This is a genomic window from Methylobacter marinus A45, assembly GCF_000383855.1.
Lineage (GTDB): Bacteria > Pseudomonadota > Gammaproteobacteria > Methylococcales > Methylomonadaceae > Methylobacter > Methylobacter marinus.
Genome location: NZ_KB912877.1, coordinates 3,607,825 through 3,625,020, shown reverse-complemented (window position 1 = coordinate 3,625,020; position 17,196 = coordinate 3,607,825). Strand labels below are relative to the sequence as shown.

General features: G+C 52.9%; 18 protein-coding genes. 6 read left to right on the top strand and 12 right to left on the bottom strand.

The window, feature by feature from the left end; translation table 11 throughout:
- Window positions 1-167 precede the first annotated feature (167 nt).
- Window positions 168-548, top strand: a complete 381-nt coding sequence (locus METMA_RS0117215; RefSeq protein ID WP_020160352.1) for a YajD family HNH nuclease — start codon at window positions 168-170, stop codon at window positions 546-548.
- Between the two features lie 119 nt (window positions 549-667).
- Here the strand turns inward: METMA_RS0117215 and rnhA are convergent, their stop codons facing one another.
- Together rnhA and METMA_RS0117205 are read right to left on the bottom strand one after the other, a co-directional pair.
- Window positions 668-1,120, bottom strand: a complete 453-nt coding sequence (rnhA, locus tag METMA_RS0117210) for a ribonuclease HI (protein ID WP_198014716.1) — start codon at window positions 1,118-1,120, stop codon at window positions 668-670.
- Window positions 1,107-1,826: a class I SAM-dependent methyltransferase gene (locus METMA_RS0117205; protein ID WP_020160350.1), complete on the bottom strand. Its 720-nt coding sequence runs from the start codon at window positions 1,824-1,826 to the stop codon at window positions 1,107-1,109. Before METMA_RS0117205 ends, rnhA begins: the two co-directional genes overlap by 14 nt.
- A gap of 97 nt (window positions 1,827-1,923) precedes the next feature.
- Between METMA_RS0117205 and METMA_RS0117200 the strand changes: the two genes are divergently transcribed.
- From METMA_RS0117200 to METMA_RS26610, 3 genes are all read left to right on the top strand, one after another.
- On the top strand, window positions 1,924-3,537 hold the full coding sequence (locus METMA_RS0117200) for a LysM peptidoglycan-binding domain-containing protein (protein ID WP_020160349.1): 1,614 nt from the start codon (window positions 1,924-1,926) through the stop codon (window positions 3,535-3,537).
- Between the two features lie 336 nt (window positions 3,538-3,873).
- A complete protein-coding gene (locus METMA_RS0117195) occupies window positions 3,874-4,077 on the top strand; it encodes a cold-shock protein (protein ID WP_020160348.1) in 204 nt (67 codons plus the stop codon).
- Window positions 4,078-4,187: 110 nt separating this feature from the next.
- Window positions 4,188-4,454, top strand: coding sequence for an RNA recognition motif domain-containing protein (locus tag METMA_RS26610; RefSeq protein ID WP_081917838.1), 267 nt, complete (start codon window positions 4,188-4,190; stop codon window positions 4,452-4,454).
- Window positions 4,455-4,604: 150 nt separating this feature from the next.
- Here METMA_RS26610 and METMA_RS27575 read toward each other — a convergent pair whose 3' ends face one another.
- From METMA_RS27575 to atpD, 10 genes are all read right to left on the bottom strand, one after another.
- A complete protein-coding gene (locus tag METMA_RS27575) occupies window positions 4,605-4,796 on the bottom strand; it encodes a YetF domain-containing protein (RefSeq protein WP_332248875.1) in 192 nt (63 codons plus the stop codon).
- Window positions 4,797-5,157: 361 nt separating this feature from the next.
- Window positions 5,158-6,330, bottom strand: coding sequence for a zinc-dependent alcohol dehydrogenase (locus tag METMA_RS0117185; protein ID WP_020160347.1), 1,173 nt, complete (start codon window positions 6,328-6,330; stop codon window positions 5,158-5,160).
- Window positions 6,331-6,587: 257 nt separating this feature from the next.
- Window positions 6,588-7,412: a F0F1 ATP synthase subunit gamma gene (locus tag METMA_RS0117180; RefSeq protein WP_020160346.1), complete on the bottom strand. Its 825-nt coding sequence runs from the start codon at window positions 7,410-7,412 to the stop codon at window positions 6,588-6,590.
- Complete coding sequence (locus tag METMA_RS0117175; protein WP_020160345.1) at window positions 7,409-8,905, bottom strand: F0F1 ATP synthase subunit alpha; 1,497 nt, start codon at window positions 8,903-8,905, stop codon at window positions 7,409-7,411. Before METMA_RS0117175 ends, METMA_RS0117180 begins: the two co-directional genes overlap by 4 nt.
- A complete protein-coding gene (locus tag METMA_RS0117170; RefSeq protein WP_020160344.1) occupies window positions 8,892-9,641 on the bottom strand; it encodes a F0F1 ATP synthase subunit delta in 750 nt (249 codons plus the stop codon). The genes METMA_RS0117175 and METMA_RS0117170 overlap by 14 nt, the downstream gene beginning before the upstream one ends.
- Before the next feature lie 15 nt (window positions 9,642-9,656).
- Window positions 9,657-9,923, bottom strand: a complete 267-nt coding sequence (locus tag METMA_RS0117165) for an ATP synthase subunit c family protein (protein WP_020160343.1) — start codon at window positions 9,921-9,923, stop codon at window positions 9,657-9,659.
- Between the two features lie 2 nt (window positions 9,924-9,925).
- Window positions 9,926-10,591: a F0F1 ATP synthase subunit A gene (locus METMA_RS0117160; RefSeq protein WP_020160342.1), complete on the bottom strand. Its 666-nt coding sequence runs from the start codon at window positions 10,589-10,591 to the stop codon at window positions 9,926-9,928.
- Between the two features lie 140 nt (window positions 10,592-10,731).
- Entirely contained in the window at window positions 10,732-11,004 is a 273-nt protein-coding gene (locus METMA_RS0117155; protein WP_020160341.1) for an AtpZ/AtpI family protein, read from the bottom strand.
- Window positions 11,001-11,399 (bottom strand): F0F1 ATP synthase subunit epsilon, encoded by a 399-nt coding sequence (locus METMA_RS0117150; RefSeq protein ID WP_020160340.1) that lies wholly within the window; start codon window positions 11,397-11,399, stop codon window positions 11,001-11,003. The genes METMA_RS0117155 and METMA_RS0117150 overlap by 4 nt, the downstream gene beginning before the upstream one ends.
- Window positions 11,396-12,790 (bottom strand): F0F1 ATP synthase subunit beta, encoded by a 1,395-nt coding sequence (atpD, locus tag METMA_RS0117145; RefSeq protein ID WP_020160339.1) that lies wholly within the window; start codon window positions 12,788-12,790, stop codon window positions 11,396-11,398. Before atpD ends, METMA_RS0117150 begins: the two co-directional genes overlap by 4 nt.
- A 414-nt stretch (window positions 12,791-13,204) precedes the next feature.
- Here atpD and METMA_RS0117140 point away from each other — a divergent pair, with 414 nt between their 5' ends.
- Both METMA_RS0117140 and METMA_RS0117135 read left to right on the top strand, forming a co-directional pair.
- Window positions 13,205-16,486, top strand: coding sequence for an LAGLIDADG family homing endonuclease (locus METMA_RS0117140; RefSeq protein ID WP_020160338.1), 3,282 nt, complete (start codon window positions 13,205-13,207; stop codon window positions 16,484-16,486).
- Between the two features lie 14 nt (window positions 16,487-16,500).
- Window positions 16,501-17,178: a TSCPD domain-containing protein gene (locus METMA_RS0117135; RefSeq protein ID WP_020160337.1), complete on the top strand. Its 678-nt coding sequence runs from the start codon at window positions 16,501-16,503 to the stop codon at window positions 17,176-17,178.
- The last annotated feature ends 18 nt before the right edge of the window (window positions 17,179-17,196 follow it).

The following is a 17,196-nucleotide window of genomic DNA, read 5'->3' as shown; positions in this document are numbered from 1 at the left end:
CCTGAAGCTTTGCCGGACTCTTAATTTTCATCCGCCATTCCGGCCATGAAAACGACATGAAATATTACAACAAATCGCCTTCAAGTCTATACAAGACGCTTATTTAGCGATACCTTTAGCCAAATCACAATTAAAAGCAGACCATAGCAACCTGACGAGGTATTCATATGCCCCAGAAAAAGCCCCATCTCGACAAAGACAAATTAAACCAGATCGTTATTGAAGCGCGACGCAATCAGGAACTCCGGGAGCAATCCTATCGCGGCCAAGCCCTGAAAATGTATCCCTGGATATGCGGCCGTTGCGCACGCGAATTCACACATAAGAATCTGAATGAACTCACGGTTCATCATAGAGACCATAACCACGACAATAATCCTTCCGATGGCAGCAACTGGGAACTGTTATGCCTGTATTGTCATGACAATGAACATTCGCGGTACGAGGAAACCCGCTTCGGCAACGCTCAATCCCATGCTGCCTCGGAACCGGTCGCCACACACAGCCCTTTTGCCAACCTCAAAACCTTGCTGAACAATAAAAAATAATCAAAAAGACCGGCTTAAAACGCGGGCAGATTGCGCCATTAAATCCGGCAACCGAGAAAATTATCACTTGACTCCAGGCATCCGGGTTTCGATCAACTCGGTTAATCCAATCAGTAAGGTCAATTTGCCGCCAGCAAGGAATCAATGCCCAAGTTCGCCAGAGCATCTGCCCGCTCATTGCCGTCATTCCCTGAATGACCTTTTATCCACCGCCATTCGATATCGTGCCTTTCAATAGCGGCATCCAGCCTGCGCCACAAATCTTCATTTTTAACTGGTGTTCTCGCCGCGGTTTTCCAGCCACGCTTTTTCCAATTGCTCATCCATTCGGTAATGCCTTGCAGCACATATTTCGAATCGGTATGGATCAGCACCGTACAAGATCTTGTCAGTGTTTCCAAAGCCTGGATGGCGGCCATCAGTTCCATGCGATTATTGGTCGTTTCCAGCTCCCCTCCGTACAACTCCCTGCTTTTGCCTTTATAGCTGAGCACAGCCCCCCATCCGCCTGGCCCTGGATTACCACGGCAGGCGCCATCGGTGTAAATAATGACGGTCTCAGTCATGTTGATTTGATTCTGTTGATGGTGAAGTCATCGAATTGGCAAAAACCAACTGGGGCTTTGTCCTTTCGGCGGGTGTCAGCGGAATTAAATGATATCGGCGCTTTATTGCTTTAACCGCGTAGGCCGTCGCCGAAAACGCATGCCTGTTGGCATTCGCTCTGCCATTCGTTGATTTTATGGAATTAAGATTAAAATCCGATGAAAGCGTTACTTCAAAATTCAGCAATTTCAGCCAATCCAATATCCTGGACCTGGAAATGAAATGTCCGCGCCAGTTATCGGCCATTTTCTTGTCCCAGACATACTGATATCTAACCCACAAACTCCAAGGATTAAAATTTAGCACCACCAACAAGCCTTCGGGTTTCAAAACGCGCTCGACTTCTCTCATGGTCTGAAAACGATTGGCATCAAATTCCAGCAAATGCGGCAGTATGATCATATCGATACTGCTGCTTTGCAGCGGCAGACTGTAAGATTTTGCCTGAATTTTCCGCGCCTCATCGCTGCCCAAATTTTTCGCATCGAGTATCGTATAATTTTTATACAAAGTGCAGTCAATAAATTGATTCTCCCAGCCTAATCCGCCGACCTGTAAAACTGTCTGCTTACAGCTAACGGTAATGGCTCGCTGTAAATAATCCTCTTCAAGCTGCCTCAACAACTTGCCTCTGGGCGTTTCGTAGAAGGCAAATAAAAAATTGCGTTTCATTGATTCAACTCAACAATACATGACTTTGAATGGTTTTCAGCGAGAACAAGCTGTACAATAATAATCAACATAATGAACTTCACCTCAGGGTTGGATGATGCATATCAATTTTAACAGGTCAGCTAATTTTTTATTTATTTTGAGCCTTTTAATAATATCCGGTTGCTCGAAAAATACTAAATCCCCCCTGAACGTTAGTCAAAAACCGCCTGTTATTACCAAGGAAAGCAACACCTATTCATTTATTCAGCACAATATATTCTCCAAGAAAAAATTTAAAGCACCCTTAACCCCTCACAAAACCGTTTGGGATCGACTACTGTCTTTATACGCATTACCTGAAATTGAGAACGAGCGCATTGATCGTGAATTAAACTGGTACCTGCAACATCCCGATTATATCGCCCGGGTTCAGCAGCGTGCAGAACCCTACATGCACCTTATCCTCAATGAGATCGAAGCTAAAAATCTTCCCGGAGAATTAGCGCTGTTGCCTGTAGTTGAAAGTGCTTTCTTACCGAACGCCTATTCAAAAAGCGATGCTTCAGGGCTTTGGCAATTTATACCGGCCACCGGCCGCCTCTTCGGTCTTAAGCAAGACTCCTGGTACGATGGCCGTCGTGATGTCTATGCATCGACCAAGGCCGCCACTACATTTCTTAAGCAGCTGAGTGAGACGTTTGACGGAGACTGGCTGCTGGCCCTGGCTTCCTATAATTACGGAAAAGGCAATGTAGGTAAAGCCATCGAAAAAAATGAAAGCCTGTCCCTGCCGACGGACTACTGGTCCTTAAGCCTTCCGGAAGAGACTACCAACTATGTTCCCAGGCTATTGGCGATCGCCAAATTGTTTGCCCATGCCGATGAATACAATATTCCCTTGCGGCCTATCCCGAATAAGCCTTATGTTGAAGTCGTGGATATCAAATCCCAACTGGATTTAGATAAAGCGGCTCAACTCGCGAATACCCCCTTGAAAGAGTTTCTAAAGCTAAATCCTGGCTTCAATCGCTGGAGCACCGCCCCTGAAGGGCCGCATCGCTTGCTGGTGCCCGTCAAAGAGGTCCAGTCGTTCAAAAGAAACCTGGCGCGCCTGCCCGTTGAAGATCGCGTTGCTCAACATCGCTATTATGAAGAGCGTTTAGCTCAGAACAAGCACAAGGTCCGCGCGGGAGAAACGCTTTCATTAATTGCCAACAGAAACCACACAACAGTCAAAGCTATCCGTCAGGCCAACCATCTGGCCGGCAACACTATCCGCACCGGCATGATTTTAAAAGTTCCGTCATCGAAAAAATCAGCCAACTTTCCGATTATTGCTAAAGCATCTAAAAGCCAACCTCATCACAAGCAGACCTATACTGTTAAAAAAGGCGATACCCTCTGGAAAATTGGTCAGGACTTTTCAGTTAGCGATAAAGATATCGCAAGCTGGAACAAACTCACTTTATCGAGTGCATTGATACCTGGCCAAAAGCTTGTCATTAAAGCCGGAGAGCAACAGCTTGCCACCGCCTCTTCCGCTTCACCGAATCCGTTCCGCCTGATTCATTACACCGTCAAATCAGGCGATTCGCTAATACGAATCTCCCGAAAATTCAGTGTGTCGCTTTCAGATATTCGTAAATGGAATTCAGAAACGATGGGAAAGGTTCTGCGTCCGGGGCAAAAACTGAAAATCCTGATTGACAACAGCCAGCCCACAACCTGAGCATGGCGGCATAAAAACGCGCATGAAACATGCTTGAGCATTATCCCCCGCCCAACCTTAGCCGGGATACTGGAGACCTTGCCAAGCAGACAAGATGCTGAAGTTATTTTTCATGGCTCCTGAGTATTAAACTGTTCAGGGGCGGCCTTCAAAATAATATTGATGGCCACAGCAAGGATTAGTCTCTATAATGTAGAAGTTAGTAACTAATACATTGTTACTATTTAAATTTTGCATATTAATCAGCATTTTTCAGAGATTCTATTCGCATTTTTTCCTTTAAATTGCCCGATATGATTTGCAATTGAACATCTATTATTTATTGAGGTAATTTATATGGCATCAGGTACTGTTAAATGGTTTAACGAATCTAAAGGTTTTGGCTTCATTGCGCCTAGCGACGGCAGTGCAGATGTGTTTGTGCATTTTTCCGCAATTTCCGGTGACGGCTACCGCACACTGACTGAAGGTCAACCGGTCAAATATGAAGTAGAAACAGGGCCTAAAGGCCTGCAAGCATCCCAAGTATCCGCAGCCTGATCTTACGATACTTTCTGACTCACAACCTCGATCGGCATAAACGTCTGGGGTTGTGGCAAATGTCGGCCGGACCGGCCAATCAACTCACCCCTGAACTTAGGACATGTCTTTTGAAACGAATTTTTGTAGGAAACTTACCTAGCGACGCCACTGAAGAAACTGTACAAGCTTTATTTTCCCAATATGGGAGAGTCCGCTCCATTCAACTGGTTTCGGATATATTTAGCGGTAAATGCCGGGGTTTCGGCTTTATCGGCATGGAAGGCCATGAAGCCAGAGCCGCGATAGCCGGGCTAGACGGCAACCTGTACTGTGGTAAACCTTTAAAAGTAAAATTTGAAGATTCCAGCACAGGAAGAAATGGCAGACGCCATTAATCCACTTTAAGGCGATTTTCTATCTGATTACATCTGTTAGATTGCCATATCAATTCATGAAAGACTGCATGGGCTAAAATGATTCCGTCATTTCCCTGCAGTCACATCATCCATGAGAGGGATTGCGCAGAAGCAATGCTCACCGGAAACTCATAACGGTCCTTTCTTTGTTGGGCTCTGGGCATCATTATCCTCCGGCTCTTGTTTTATTACGCTGACGCTGCCGTCACCCTCCAAATAGCAGGCCTTGATCTCGTCCAAACACTCCGCTCCTTGTTCACGTATCAGGCTCATCATTTCTTCCTGGGTAATCATTTCCCGACGCATGTTCCCGCGCAACATATGCCCATTCTTGATCAACAACAAAGGCGCAGGAGAAATAAGTTTTCGAAAAGCCGGAATCTCACTGGCTAGCCAGTCAAGCGCATAATCCCAAAAAAAATGGTTGCGACTAAAACAAGACCTCAGGTAACGGATTTATACTCGCCGGCCATGCCATTCTGGGACGCGTCGGCAATAAGCACAATCAGCAAAATATCTGTAACAGCCACAGCGCCGGTCCCACGCCTTAGCAAACGCAATAAAACGAACAACACCAGATAGATGATCGTGCCTCGCAGAACAATCTCTAAAAAATACCGACAGACGGAATAAAAACCGATTTCCAATCAATTTGAAAGAAAATATCCATCCGTTTGCCTGTTCACGGTTTCAATACCACTTTAATGCAGCCGTCTTCCTTGTCGCGGAACGTCTTGTAAGCCTGAGGGCCCTCATCCAGCCCCAGGCTATGGGTGATAACAAAAGAGGGATCGATCTGGTCCTCTTCTATCTTCTCCAGCAAGGGCTCAAGATAGCGTTGCACATGAGTCTGCCCCATTTTCAAGGTCAGACCTTTGTTCATCGCGGCCCCCATCGGCAGTTGATCGAGCAGGCCGACATAAACGCCGGGAATCGAGACAGTGCCTCCCTTGCGACAGCACATAATCGCCTCGCGCAAGACATGCGGGCGATCGGTGCCTAAATAGAGGGCCGCTTTCGCCTTATCGAGCACCGCATCAAAGCTGCCGGCCCCATGAGCCTCGCAGCCCACCGCGTCGATGCAGCAATCAGGGCCGCGGCCGTTTGTCATCGCCATCAACCGATCGTAGACATCTTCTTCCTCAAAATCGATAATTTCAGCCTTGCCATGTTCTTGCGCCATGGTCAGGCGCTCCGGTACCCGGTCAATGGCGATGACGCGCCCCGCCCCCAGCATCCAGCAACTCTGGATCACGAATTGCGCCACTGGCCCACAACCCCAGACCGCCACCGTATCCCCCGGCTCAATTTGGGCATTTTCGGCGGCCATATAGCCGGTCGGAAAAATATCGGACAGAAACAGCACCTTATCATCCGGCAAGTCCGACGTGATCTTGATCGGCCCGACATCGGCATAAGGTACGCGCAGATACTCGGCCTGGCCGCCCGCAAAGCCGCCCAGCATGTGGGAATATCCGAAAATACCGGCTGGAGAATGTCCCATCGCCTTGCGCGCCATATCGGCATTCGGGTTGGAGGTGTCGCAACATGAGTAAAGCGTTTTTTCGCAGAAGAAGCAGTGTCCGCACGAAATCGTGAAAGGCACGACGACGCGGTCGCCTGTTTTCAGGCTTGTAACCTCACTGCCAACTTCAACCACCTCGCCCATGGGCTCATGCCCCAATATATCGCCTGACTCCATGGTCGGCATATAGCCATCGTAAAGATGCAGATCAGAACCGCAAATCGCGGTGGCTGTAATCTTCACAATGGCATCGGTTGGATCGACAATGATCGGATCGGGAACCGTATCAACGCGTACATCATATTTGCCATGCCAACAAAGTGCTTTCATAACAACGCTCCTGAATAGTCGGGTTGCAAGGCGACCTGCCTCATATGAACGTGAAGAAAGCTTAGTTTGATCGGCCCTTCCTGTCGGTACGATGACGTACATAAGTGATCCTGTCGGGTCACCAAAAAGACAACGCACTTACTCTTTCCGGTCCGTGCCTGATCTGCTGCACCACCGGATTTATGCCGCAGAAAGCGAAAGACAGCACGCGGTATGCAGGTTATCCGTAAAAATCGGCATCCCTAATATCCCGTCCCTCACAAATTTTCCGCATTCAACAAGATGACCTCGATTTCCTCGGTGATTTCCTCTTGCCGGTAAATCTGGGATTTTCGGCGCAGTTTTACCGTTTCATTGTCGAGATGCTGCACCGCGCCTTCCAGATGCTGCAAGCGCCGGTGATTTTCCGCCAACAGCGACGTGTAACAAAGGTTATGCAGCACAGCGAATAAATAGTGGCCTGCCATGTCCGCAAAAAAATCGGCCGGATCGAGATTCAGCACCGGCGGAAAAGTGAACGCGGGGCGATCCTGAACGGTTTGCTGAAAAGGCGGCAATAGAGAGTCGTGCGTAAGCCCGCTCAACGCGTCATCGTGATATACGGCCGTTAATTCAAAAAAACCGCGCTGTTCCTGCAACGCGGCAATCACGTCCAGCAAACGACTGACGATAGCGGGCGCCTCTTCGGCGACATTGGCCCCTTCCAGCGTGGCCACGGGCTCGGGATAAGCGTCTGGCCATCTGCCAGCCAGCCTGCTACCGATGATAATGACATCGGGATAGTAGGCTTTCGTCGCTATTTCATTGATCAGGCTGTCATTGAAGTCGCCGCAAAAGCCGCGTTCCGCCCCGAACAAAATAGCGATAGGTGGAGCCTGGGCATCGGTATCCAGCGAATACGGGTAAAAAGCCAAAAAGTCCCCGGCCGCCTTTTCAAGGGACTCGACCGCTTTGTTCTGCGCGGCTTGAAAGCGGAGCAATTTATGGGTTTCCGTAAACGCGAGATTTTTCATCGAATTCAGAATGCCCCGGATCTCCTCCATCTGGCCGATGTGCTGACGCAGCCGCCGACTTTTACTCATGGCTGCCGCTTCGTTTCGATGCCCAGCCAGTCACTGAGAGCTTGCAGCCATTGCTCGGGGCTGCTGTTCAGTGTCAGCGTCGTGCCGCTGACGCCCTGTTCGATCCGGGCCAGAAAACCCTTGATGTCCTCAGGCCTGATTGGGTCGAACAGATTTTCATTGAAGGCGATGAGCCAGGCCAGCTGAAAAAGGCTGCTGAGCGGCGCCAGCCGGTCTTGTTTGAGAATCTCCCGCAGCAATCGTCCGCGCCGAATCCGTGCTTCCATCGAAGGCTCCAGGCGCTGGCCGAACCGGGAGAAGGCCTCCAGTTCCAGAAACTGCAGATAATCCAGCTTCATTTGCCCGGCCTGATGACGGATGCCCGGATGCTGGGCCATGCCGCCTATCCTCGATACCGACCTGGCGATATCGATGGCGGGGCGAAATCCCGCTGCGAACAAGTCGGCGTCGAGATAGATCTGCCCGTCGGTGATGGAAATCAGGTTCGTGGGAATATAGGCGGCGATTTCGCCCTGCTGGGTTTCGACGATCGGCAGGGCCGTCATGCTGCCGCCGCCGTTTTCGGCATTCAGGCAGGTCGAACGTTCCAGCAGCCGGGAATGGACGAAAAAGATGTCGCCGGGATAGGCTTCGCGCCCGGGCGGGCGGCGCAGCAGCAGGGACAACTCCCGGTAGGTTCTGGCGTGGGTCGACAAATCGTCATAGATGACCAGGGTATCGCGCCCCTGCGCCATCCAGTATTCGGCCAACGCACAGCCGGCGAACGGCGCGATGTATTGCAAACCCGGCAAGGCGCTGGCTTCGGCCACGACGCAGACGGTATAGTCCATCGCGCCCTGACTTCTCAATGTCTCCAGGGTCTTCACCACCGCCGAACGCTTCTGACCGATCAGCACATAAACACAGATCACCTCTTTGTCTTTCTGGTTAATGACGGTGTCGATCGCGATCGAACTGCGGCCCAGGCCTTCATCGCCGATCAGCAACTGCCGCTGGCCCTTGCCGACCGGAATCAACGTGTCGATGATTTTGATGCCGGTATACAGCGCCTTATGGACAAAGTCGCGGGCGATAATCGGCGGCGATGCTTTTTCCAGATTGCCGCGCCCGGCGGGAACCGGAATATCCCCGCCATCGAGCGGCGCGCCCAAAGGATCGACCACTCTGCCGATAAAAGCGTCGCCGATGGGAACGCTAGGCGCGTTTTTAGACAGACGCACCAGCGTGCCGGCCGTCAGCGCTTCGGTTTCATATAACAGAATCGCGCCGACCTGATCGCGGTTGAGGTCGAACACCATGGCCCGACTGCCGTCGGCAAAAACCAGGATGTCTTCGATGGCCGCCGAGGGCAGCCCCTTAATCCAGGTAATGCCGTCGCCGACCGACACGACCGTGCCCTGTTCGGTAACCCGAAATCCCGGCTGATACCGGTCCAGCCAGGCGCTTTGCTTGTCTATCAAGCTCATGGGCGCTTCGGCGTTATTCGGACTCATGGGCTATCTCGGCAAAACCGGTCAGTTCATGCTGCAGATTGGCATGCATGACCCAGGCGCCGATATCGATGCGCAGACCGGCGATCAGTTCGGGGTTCTGGTGATAATGAAAGACATCGGGCCGCTTGATGAGCGACCCCAGCTTTTGCTCCAGTTTTTGCCTCAGCCCGGTTGGAAGAGGATAGGCGCTGCTAACATCGATGGAGACCAATGCTTCAGCGTCCAGTGTTTGCAGGCACAACCTGCACTCCTCCGGCAAATCCGTGAAATGTTCCAGCAGCATGGCGCACAAGCGTTGTTCCAGTTCCGGGCCGGCTGCTTGTTGCAACAGCAGCCCGGCAAAGCGGGCGCCGTTTTGCAGCGCTTTTTTTTCAGCCTGTTGCTGGATATCCTGCTGCAACCGGGTCAGGGTTACCTTGGCTTTTTGCCGCTCCAGCTCCAGGTCGGCCCGCAGTTTGTCCATTTGCGTTTTTCTTTCGGCATCGATTTCCCGGTGCAGCGCGCTGAGCGCGGCCTGTTTTTCCTGCTGCCACTGGTTTTGCCGGTTTTCATAGCGTTGACGTAAATCCTCGGCCTCTTGCTTCATGCTTTGAGCTTCGGCCAGGGTTTGGTCGATATACTGCTTACGCCGGGTAATGACCGCCAGTACCGGTTTATAAAAAAGCCGCTGCAAGATCCAGATCAGAATCAGGAAATTGATGATTTCAAGCACAAAGGTGGAGAAATTGAATTCCATGGTTGCCTGGCCCGCTTATCTGGCGATGAACTCAAGCAATGGATTCTTGAACAGCACGATTAAGATGATCACCAGGCAATAGATCGCCAGCGATTCGATCATCGCCAGTCCGATAAACAGCGTCCGCATGATCGACTGTTCCGATTCCGGCTGGCGGGCCAAGGCGTCCAGAGCGCTGCCGATCGCCTTGCCCATGGACAGAGCCGGCATCATGACGCCAATGGCGATGCCGATTATGGCCGCGATGGTGGAGCCGAGCACGATTAAGGCGATGTCTGTCATAACTATTCCTGTCGATTAAGTTGTTGGGATTGTATCGCACCGGCCAGATAAATCAGCGCCAGCATGCCGAAAATATACGCCTGTACCAGCGCCTCGATGATATGCAGCATCAAAATCGGCACCGGCGCCAGAAAGCCCGCGACCAGCAAAATCAACATCGCCGCCATTTCCAGGCTCATGATGTTGCCGAACAGACGAATCGCCAGCGCCAGCGTGCGGGTCAACTCGCTGATGATGTGAAAAGGCAGCAAAATCGGGCTGGGCATCAGGTAATGATGCAGATATTTTTTGAATCCTTGCGTCTTGATGCCGAACCAGTGCACCGAAAGAAACACCAGCACGGCCAGCGCCGAGGTAACCGAGAGGTCGCGCGTCGGCGAATGCAAGCCGGGTATCAGGCCGACCAGATTGCCGACGATCAGAAACAGCCACAAGGTCGAGATAAAAGGCAGAATTTGCCGGCCGTGATCCGGCGCGACCGAAAGCACGGCCGCCTCCAGCGTGGAAACGATGCCTTCCAGCATGGTTTGCAGCGGGTCCGGCAGCATATCCAGATGCCGGGTTGCAAGCCCGGCCAGTGCCGCGATGAACAGCATGATGCCCCAGGTGGTCAGGACCGATGCGCTGACGGACACAGGCCCGAGCATAAAAGAAAATTCGTTTTCCATGATTTAATGTTGCTTAATGTGATCATCCTGCAAGCCTGTGGGGCGACTTTAGTCGCCTGTTCAGACATTGAAGGCGACTGCCAAAAGTAGGCGCTTTAGGCGAAGTCGCCTCCACAGTTATTTTGTAAGCCCGGCAAACTTTATTTATTTTGAATCAGAAAATAAACGTTAAAAACACCGACCACAACACCGGCAAACAGCAGGCTGAGCGTCCAGCGCATCGAATAGCCCGGCATCATGCTGTCCAGCCAGTGGCCCAGATAGGCGCCGCCGATGATCGGCAATACCATCACCAGCCCGAGTGTTCCGATATAAACCGTTTGCGCAAACAGGGTCGGGCGTTCGCGGTCCGCTTTTTTGATGCGTTTGACCTGATTGTCTATCTGTTGCTTTAATCGCCGCCGGTGATTCATAGTATATCCCGCTTGAGCGCCCTCAGCCGTGTCAACATGGCCTGTTCCATTTTGTGCAGACTGGTTTTGGTTGCGCGCAGATTTTCCTCCTCGGCTATCAACTGCTGTTCCAATAACGTGCTGATGCGGTCGAAGTCCGTGTCCACCAGGAAATGCCGCGTGCTGAGCGTCAGTTCGTTATCGTTGAAATACAGCACCGCACCGGGCAGCGCCAGGTATTGCCAGCCCTCGCCCAGCCGAAAACGCGCCAACCCGAAAACAAGCGTCGTCATAAACCGGGCATGATTGGGACGGATGCCGAAGCTGCCCGAGGCGTCTTCGCCGACGAAGGCGGTCACGCCCGTTATGCGCTGTTCATGGGTGGCATCGTACAATTGCAGCACGAATGTTTTCATGTCAGTTCCTGCATGCTGCCGCGCATATAGCACTGAGCTTCGCTCAAGTCGTCGTACTGCCCGGCCAGAAACGCCTCGCAATCGCTCAGGGTCTGTTCCAGCGGCACCGAAACGCCGGTCTGCCGGGTATGCTGCGCCAGCACCGCAAACGGCTGGGTCAGATAGCGCTGTAATTTGCGCGCGCGCATGACAATTTTCCGGTCGTTCTCGGACAATTCCTCGATGCCCAGCATGGCGATGATGTCCTCCAGTTCGTGATAACGCGCCAGATGCTCGCGCACGCCCTCGGCCACATTGTAATGCCGGTCGCCCAGGGTATGGCGGTCCATCAGGCGGCTGCCGGAACGCAGCGGGTCGACCGCGGGATAAATGCCCTTGCTAGCCTGGTCCCTGGACAGGATGACCGTGGTGTCCAGATGGCTGAGGATAGCGCTGACCGCCGGATCGGTCATGTCGTCCGCCGGCACGTAGACGGCCTGAACCGAAGTGATGGAGCCCTGGCGGCTGGACAGAATGCGATCCTCCAGTTCGGCGACTTCCGTCATCAGGGTCGGCTGGTAACCCACCGTGGCCGGCATGCGGCCGAGCAGGCTGGAAATCTCGCTGCCGGCCTGAACGAAGCGGAAGACGTTATCCATCACGAACAGGACTTCCTTATGCAGGGTGTCGCGCAGGTATTCGGCATAAGTCAGCGCCGACAGGCCGATGCGGAAGCGCACGCCGGGCGATTCATCCATTTGCCCGAACACCATCAGGGTGTCGTCCATGACCCCGGCCTGTTCCATTTCCCGCCATAATTCATGGGCTTCGCGGATGCGTTCGCCGACGCCGGCGAACACCGAAACGCCCTGATGGATGGCCGAGACCGCATGGATGAACTCCATCACCAGCACCGTCTTGCCGACCCCGGCGCCGCCGAACAGCCCGGTTTTGCCGCCTTTGACGAACGGGCACAGCAAGTCGATGACCTTGATGCCGGTTTGCAGGATACCACTGACGCCGGTCGCTTCCGATAACGCCAGCGGTTTCGAGTGGATATTGCGGAATTCGGTTTGAGGCAGCGGCTTGCCGCCGTCCAGCGGCTCGCCGAAAATATTCAGCAATCGCCCCAGGCACAGCTTCGAGACCGGGACATGCAATGGCGCGCCGGTATCGTAAACGGTCAGCCCCCGGCTCAGACCGGCCGTGCCATGCAGCGTAACCGCCCTGACCCGCCGCTCATCAAGATGCTGATGCACCTCGAACAGATAAACGGTGTGATCAAAACGGGTGCACAAGGCCTGGCGCAATGGCGGCAGCCGGCCGCAGTCGATAATGACGACGGGGCCATGAATCTCGGCAATGACGCCGATCGGATGTTGATCATCTTGTTGCACCGGCAAACTGTCCAATTGTCCGCTCCCGCTGATTGATGTGAATGTTCTGCCTTAAAAATCGCCAGGCGGCGCCTGGAATGGCCTGGAAGATAACCGTCAAGCATGTTGATGGCTAGTATTACAAAACCCCGTCCTCGCGGCAACGGGCGACATCCGGTTTTATCGCGGTCCTTGCAAAAAAAAAAGCGGGGCCGAAGCACTGGGCTCCAATCCCTTTAAAACCCATAAAAACCGAGCCTCTACATTAAAAACCGGTCTTTTCGCAAGCATTTTTTAATCATGCCGGCATACATTATTTTCTCGATTAACCACTATATCTTGTGTTATTCTACGCAAAAATCACTACATATCGATGAACAAGCATAAATTGCCCGTAAAAGCAATGGCTTGTTTTCATCCTCTTACACAACCAATTGCAGGGACTTATCCATGACAGCCAAACTCCGCGTCGTCGCCAATGCCGTAACCGAAATACCGTTCCAGGATGCCTCGATGGATATCTGGGATACGAAATATCGTTTAAAAACCAAAGAAGGTGTCGCTATTGATGCCACGATCGATGAAACGTATCAACGCGTGGCCAAGGCGCTGTCCGAAGTGGAAAAGAACAAAACCCGGCAAGAACAGTCCTACAAGGAGTTTTTGTGGGCCCTGCGTCAGGGCGTGATCCCGGCGGGCCGCATTGTTTCCAATGCCGGCGCCCTGGAACACAAGCCCGCCACCTCAACCATCAACTGCACCGTTTCCGGCACCATCGCCGATTCGATGGACGACATCCTGGGTAAAGTGCACGAAGCCGGATTAACCCTGAAGGCCGGCTGCGGCATCGGCTACGAATTCTCGACCCTCCGCCCCAAAAACGCCTACGTCTCCGGCGCCGGCGCCTACACCTCCGGTCCGCTGTCGTTCATGGATATCTATGACAAGATGTGTTTCACCGTTTCCTCGGCCGGCGGCCGGCGCGGCGCCCAGATGGCGACCTTCGATGTCGGCCATCCCGACGTCGTCGAATTCATCCGCGCCAAGCGCGAGGACGGCCGTCTGCGCCAGTTCAATCTGTCGCTGCTGATCACCACCGAATTCGTCGAAGCCGTCAAAAACGACAAGCCCTGGCCGCTGTCATTCCCTATTACCGAAAAAGAGCTCAAACTGGACAAGCTCGACCTGAACAATCCCGAGCAAATCATCTGGCGCGACCTGCCCGGCAAGGACGGCTATATCGTCAACGAAGACGGCCTGCTCGCCTGCCGGGTCACCAAAACGATTCCCGCGCGCCGTCTGTGGGACATCATCATGAGTTCCACTTACGACTACGCCGAGCCCGGATTCATCCTGATCGACAAGGTCAACGAAATGAACAACAACTGGTTCTGCGAGAAAATCCGCGCGACCAACCCTTGCGTGACAGCCGACACCTGGGTTCAAACCGAGCAAGGCCCAAGACAGATTGGCTCTATTCTAGGCCAACAAATCAACGCCTTGGTCGACGGCAAATTGCACCTGTCCGGCGCTGACGGCTTCTTCAAAACCGCAACCAAAAATGTAGTCCGCCTGAGAACAAAAGAAGGCTTCAGCTTGCGTCTGACCCCTGATCACCGCGTGCGTAAAGTCACCCGCCTGGACCGCCATAACCTGGAAACCGAATGGTGCGAAGCAGGCCAGCTTGCAGCCGGCGATCAGGTCTTGCTGAACAACCATCGCCAGTATAACCGCTGGCAAGGCAAATACACCGAAAACCAAGGCTATTTAATCGGATTATTAGTTGGCAACGGCACCTTAAAAGAAGATAAAGCCGTGCTGTCTGTCTGGAAAAGCGCGCAAGTCACAAACAGCGATATCGGCATGCTGAATAGCGGCGCCAATGCTGTTATGGATAAAGTGATGATCGCCGCGACCGAATTCAATACGCGCAGCGACTTTAAAGGCTGGTCGGAAATACCTGGCAGAAACGAATTCAGACTCAGTTTTGCCGGCCTGAAGGCTCTGGCCGAAGAGTTAGGCATGTCGCCCGGCAATAAATGCATCACCGCGCAAGTCGAAATGGCCTCCAGCGATTTTTATCGGGGTTTCCTGCAAGGATTTTTTGACGCTGATGGCTCAGTTCAAGGCAATCAAGCCAAAGGCGTCAGTGTTCGCCTGTCCCAATCGGACCTTCCGCGTTTAGAAGCCGTACAGCGCATGTTGCTTCGCCTGGGCATCAACTCCACGCTCTATCGCCACCGTCGTCCAGCCGGCATAACAAAACTGCCTGACGGTAAAGGCGGCGCCGCCGATTACAAAATTTCCCCACAGCATGAACTCGTTATCAGCGGCGACAATCTTGCCGTTTATCGGGAACTGATAAACTTTACCGACAGCAGCAAAGCCGCTCAACTTGAAACCTGCTTAAAAAATTATCGCCGGTCATTAAACCGGGAGCGCTTCGTCGCCACCGTTGAATCGGTCGATCCCGATGGAACCGAAGATGTATTTGACATACAGGTTCCCGGCATCAATACATTCGACGCCAATGGCCTGCATGCGCACAACTGCGGCGAGCAACCGTTGCCGCCCTATGGCAGCTGTCTGCTGGGCTCCATCAACCTGACCCGTTTCGTCAAGAAGCCGTTCACCAGCGAAGCCCATTTCGACTGGGACACATTCCGCAAAGCCATTCGCGTTTTCACGCGCATGCTCGACAACGTCGTCGAAATCAACGGCCTGCCCCTGCCCGAGCAACAGCACGAAATCCTCAGCAAGCGCCGCCACGGCATGGGCTATCTGGGCCTGGGCTCGACCGTCACCATGCTGGGCATGAAATACGGCGACGAACGTTCACTGCAATTTACCGAGGAAGTGACCAAAATCCTGGCCGTGGAAGGCTGGAAGGAAGGCCTTGAGCTGGCCAAGGAAAAAGGCCCGGCTCCGATCATGGAACAGATGTTCAGCGTCACCGGCGAAATGCTGCACAAACGCCCTGAAATGGTCACCGACGGCTACAAAATCGGCGATCAGGTGCCGGGCAAGCTGCTGCACGCCAAATACAGCCGCTACATGCAGCAACTGGCCCAGGTCGAGCCCGAACTGGTCGCGCAACTGATCGAGACCGGCGCGCGCTTCACGCACCACAGCTCGATCGCACCGACCGGCACGATCTCCCTGTCACTGGCCAACAACGCCAGCAACGGCATCGAACCGAGCTTTGCGCACCATTACTCGCGCAACATCATCCGCGCCGGCAAAAAATCCAAGGAAAAAGTCGATGTCTATTCCTTCGAACTGCTGGCCTATCGCGCCCTGGTCAACCCCAAGGCGATGCCGTACAGCCAGGAGCCGGATCAGCAGCTGCCGGACTATTTCATATCGGCCGACGACGTCACGCCCAAACAGCATGTCGACATCCAGGCCGCCGCGCAGAAATGGATCGACTCGTCGATTTCCAAAACCGCCAACGTACCGACCGATTATCCGTACGAAGACTTCAAGTCGATCTATGAATACGCCTATGACAAAGGCCTGAAAGGCTGCACCACGTTCCGCTTTAACCCGGAAGTATTCCAGGGCGTGCTGGTCAAGGAATCGGATCTGGAAAACACCACCTACCAGTTCACGCTCGAAGACGGCCATGTGGTCGAACTGAAAGGTAACGAGGAAGTGGAATACGACGGCGAAATCCACACCGCCGCCAACCTGTTTGACGCCTTGAAAGAAGGCTACTACGGCAAGTTTTAATCGAGGTTACAGACATGATACATAAGATAAATAAAAAAATCGTCGGCTACAAAGTACTGACCAAAGACACCACCGAAGCGGCCAAGAAGGAAGAAGAACAGCAGGCGCTAGAACGCATGCACGAAAATGTCGAGCGGCCCGAAGTATTGGTAGGCTCCACCTACAAAATCAAAACGCCGCAATCGGAACATGCCTTGTACATCACCATCAACGACATGATCCTGAACCAGGGCACGCCCCACGAAGAGCGCCACCCTTACGAAATCTTCATCAACTCCAAAAACATGGAGCATTTCCAATGGGTACTGGCATTGACGCGCGTTATCTCGGCCGTGTTCAGAAAAGGCGGCGACGCCTGCTTCCTGGTCGAAGAGCTGAAAGCCGTATTCGACCCGCGCGGCGGCTACTTCAAGAAAGGCGGCGTATTCATGCCGTCACTGGTCGCCGAAATCGGCTACGCCATCGAATCGCACCTGAAACACATCGGCATGATCAAGCCGGAAGTGATGAGCGATCATCAGAAACAGTTTCTGCAAGAAAAGCGCCGCGAGTTCGAAGCTCAGCATGGCGAATCGGAAGGCCAGGCGTTTCCCGAGAAAGCCGTGCTCTGCCCCAAATGCAGCACCAAGGCCATGGTGTTGATGGATGGGTGTATGACTTGCTTGAATTGTGGGGAGAGTAAGTGTGGGTGATGAAGGTTGGGCTTCATA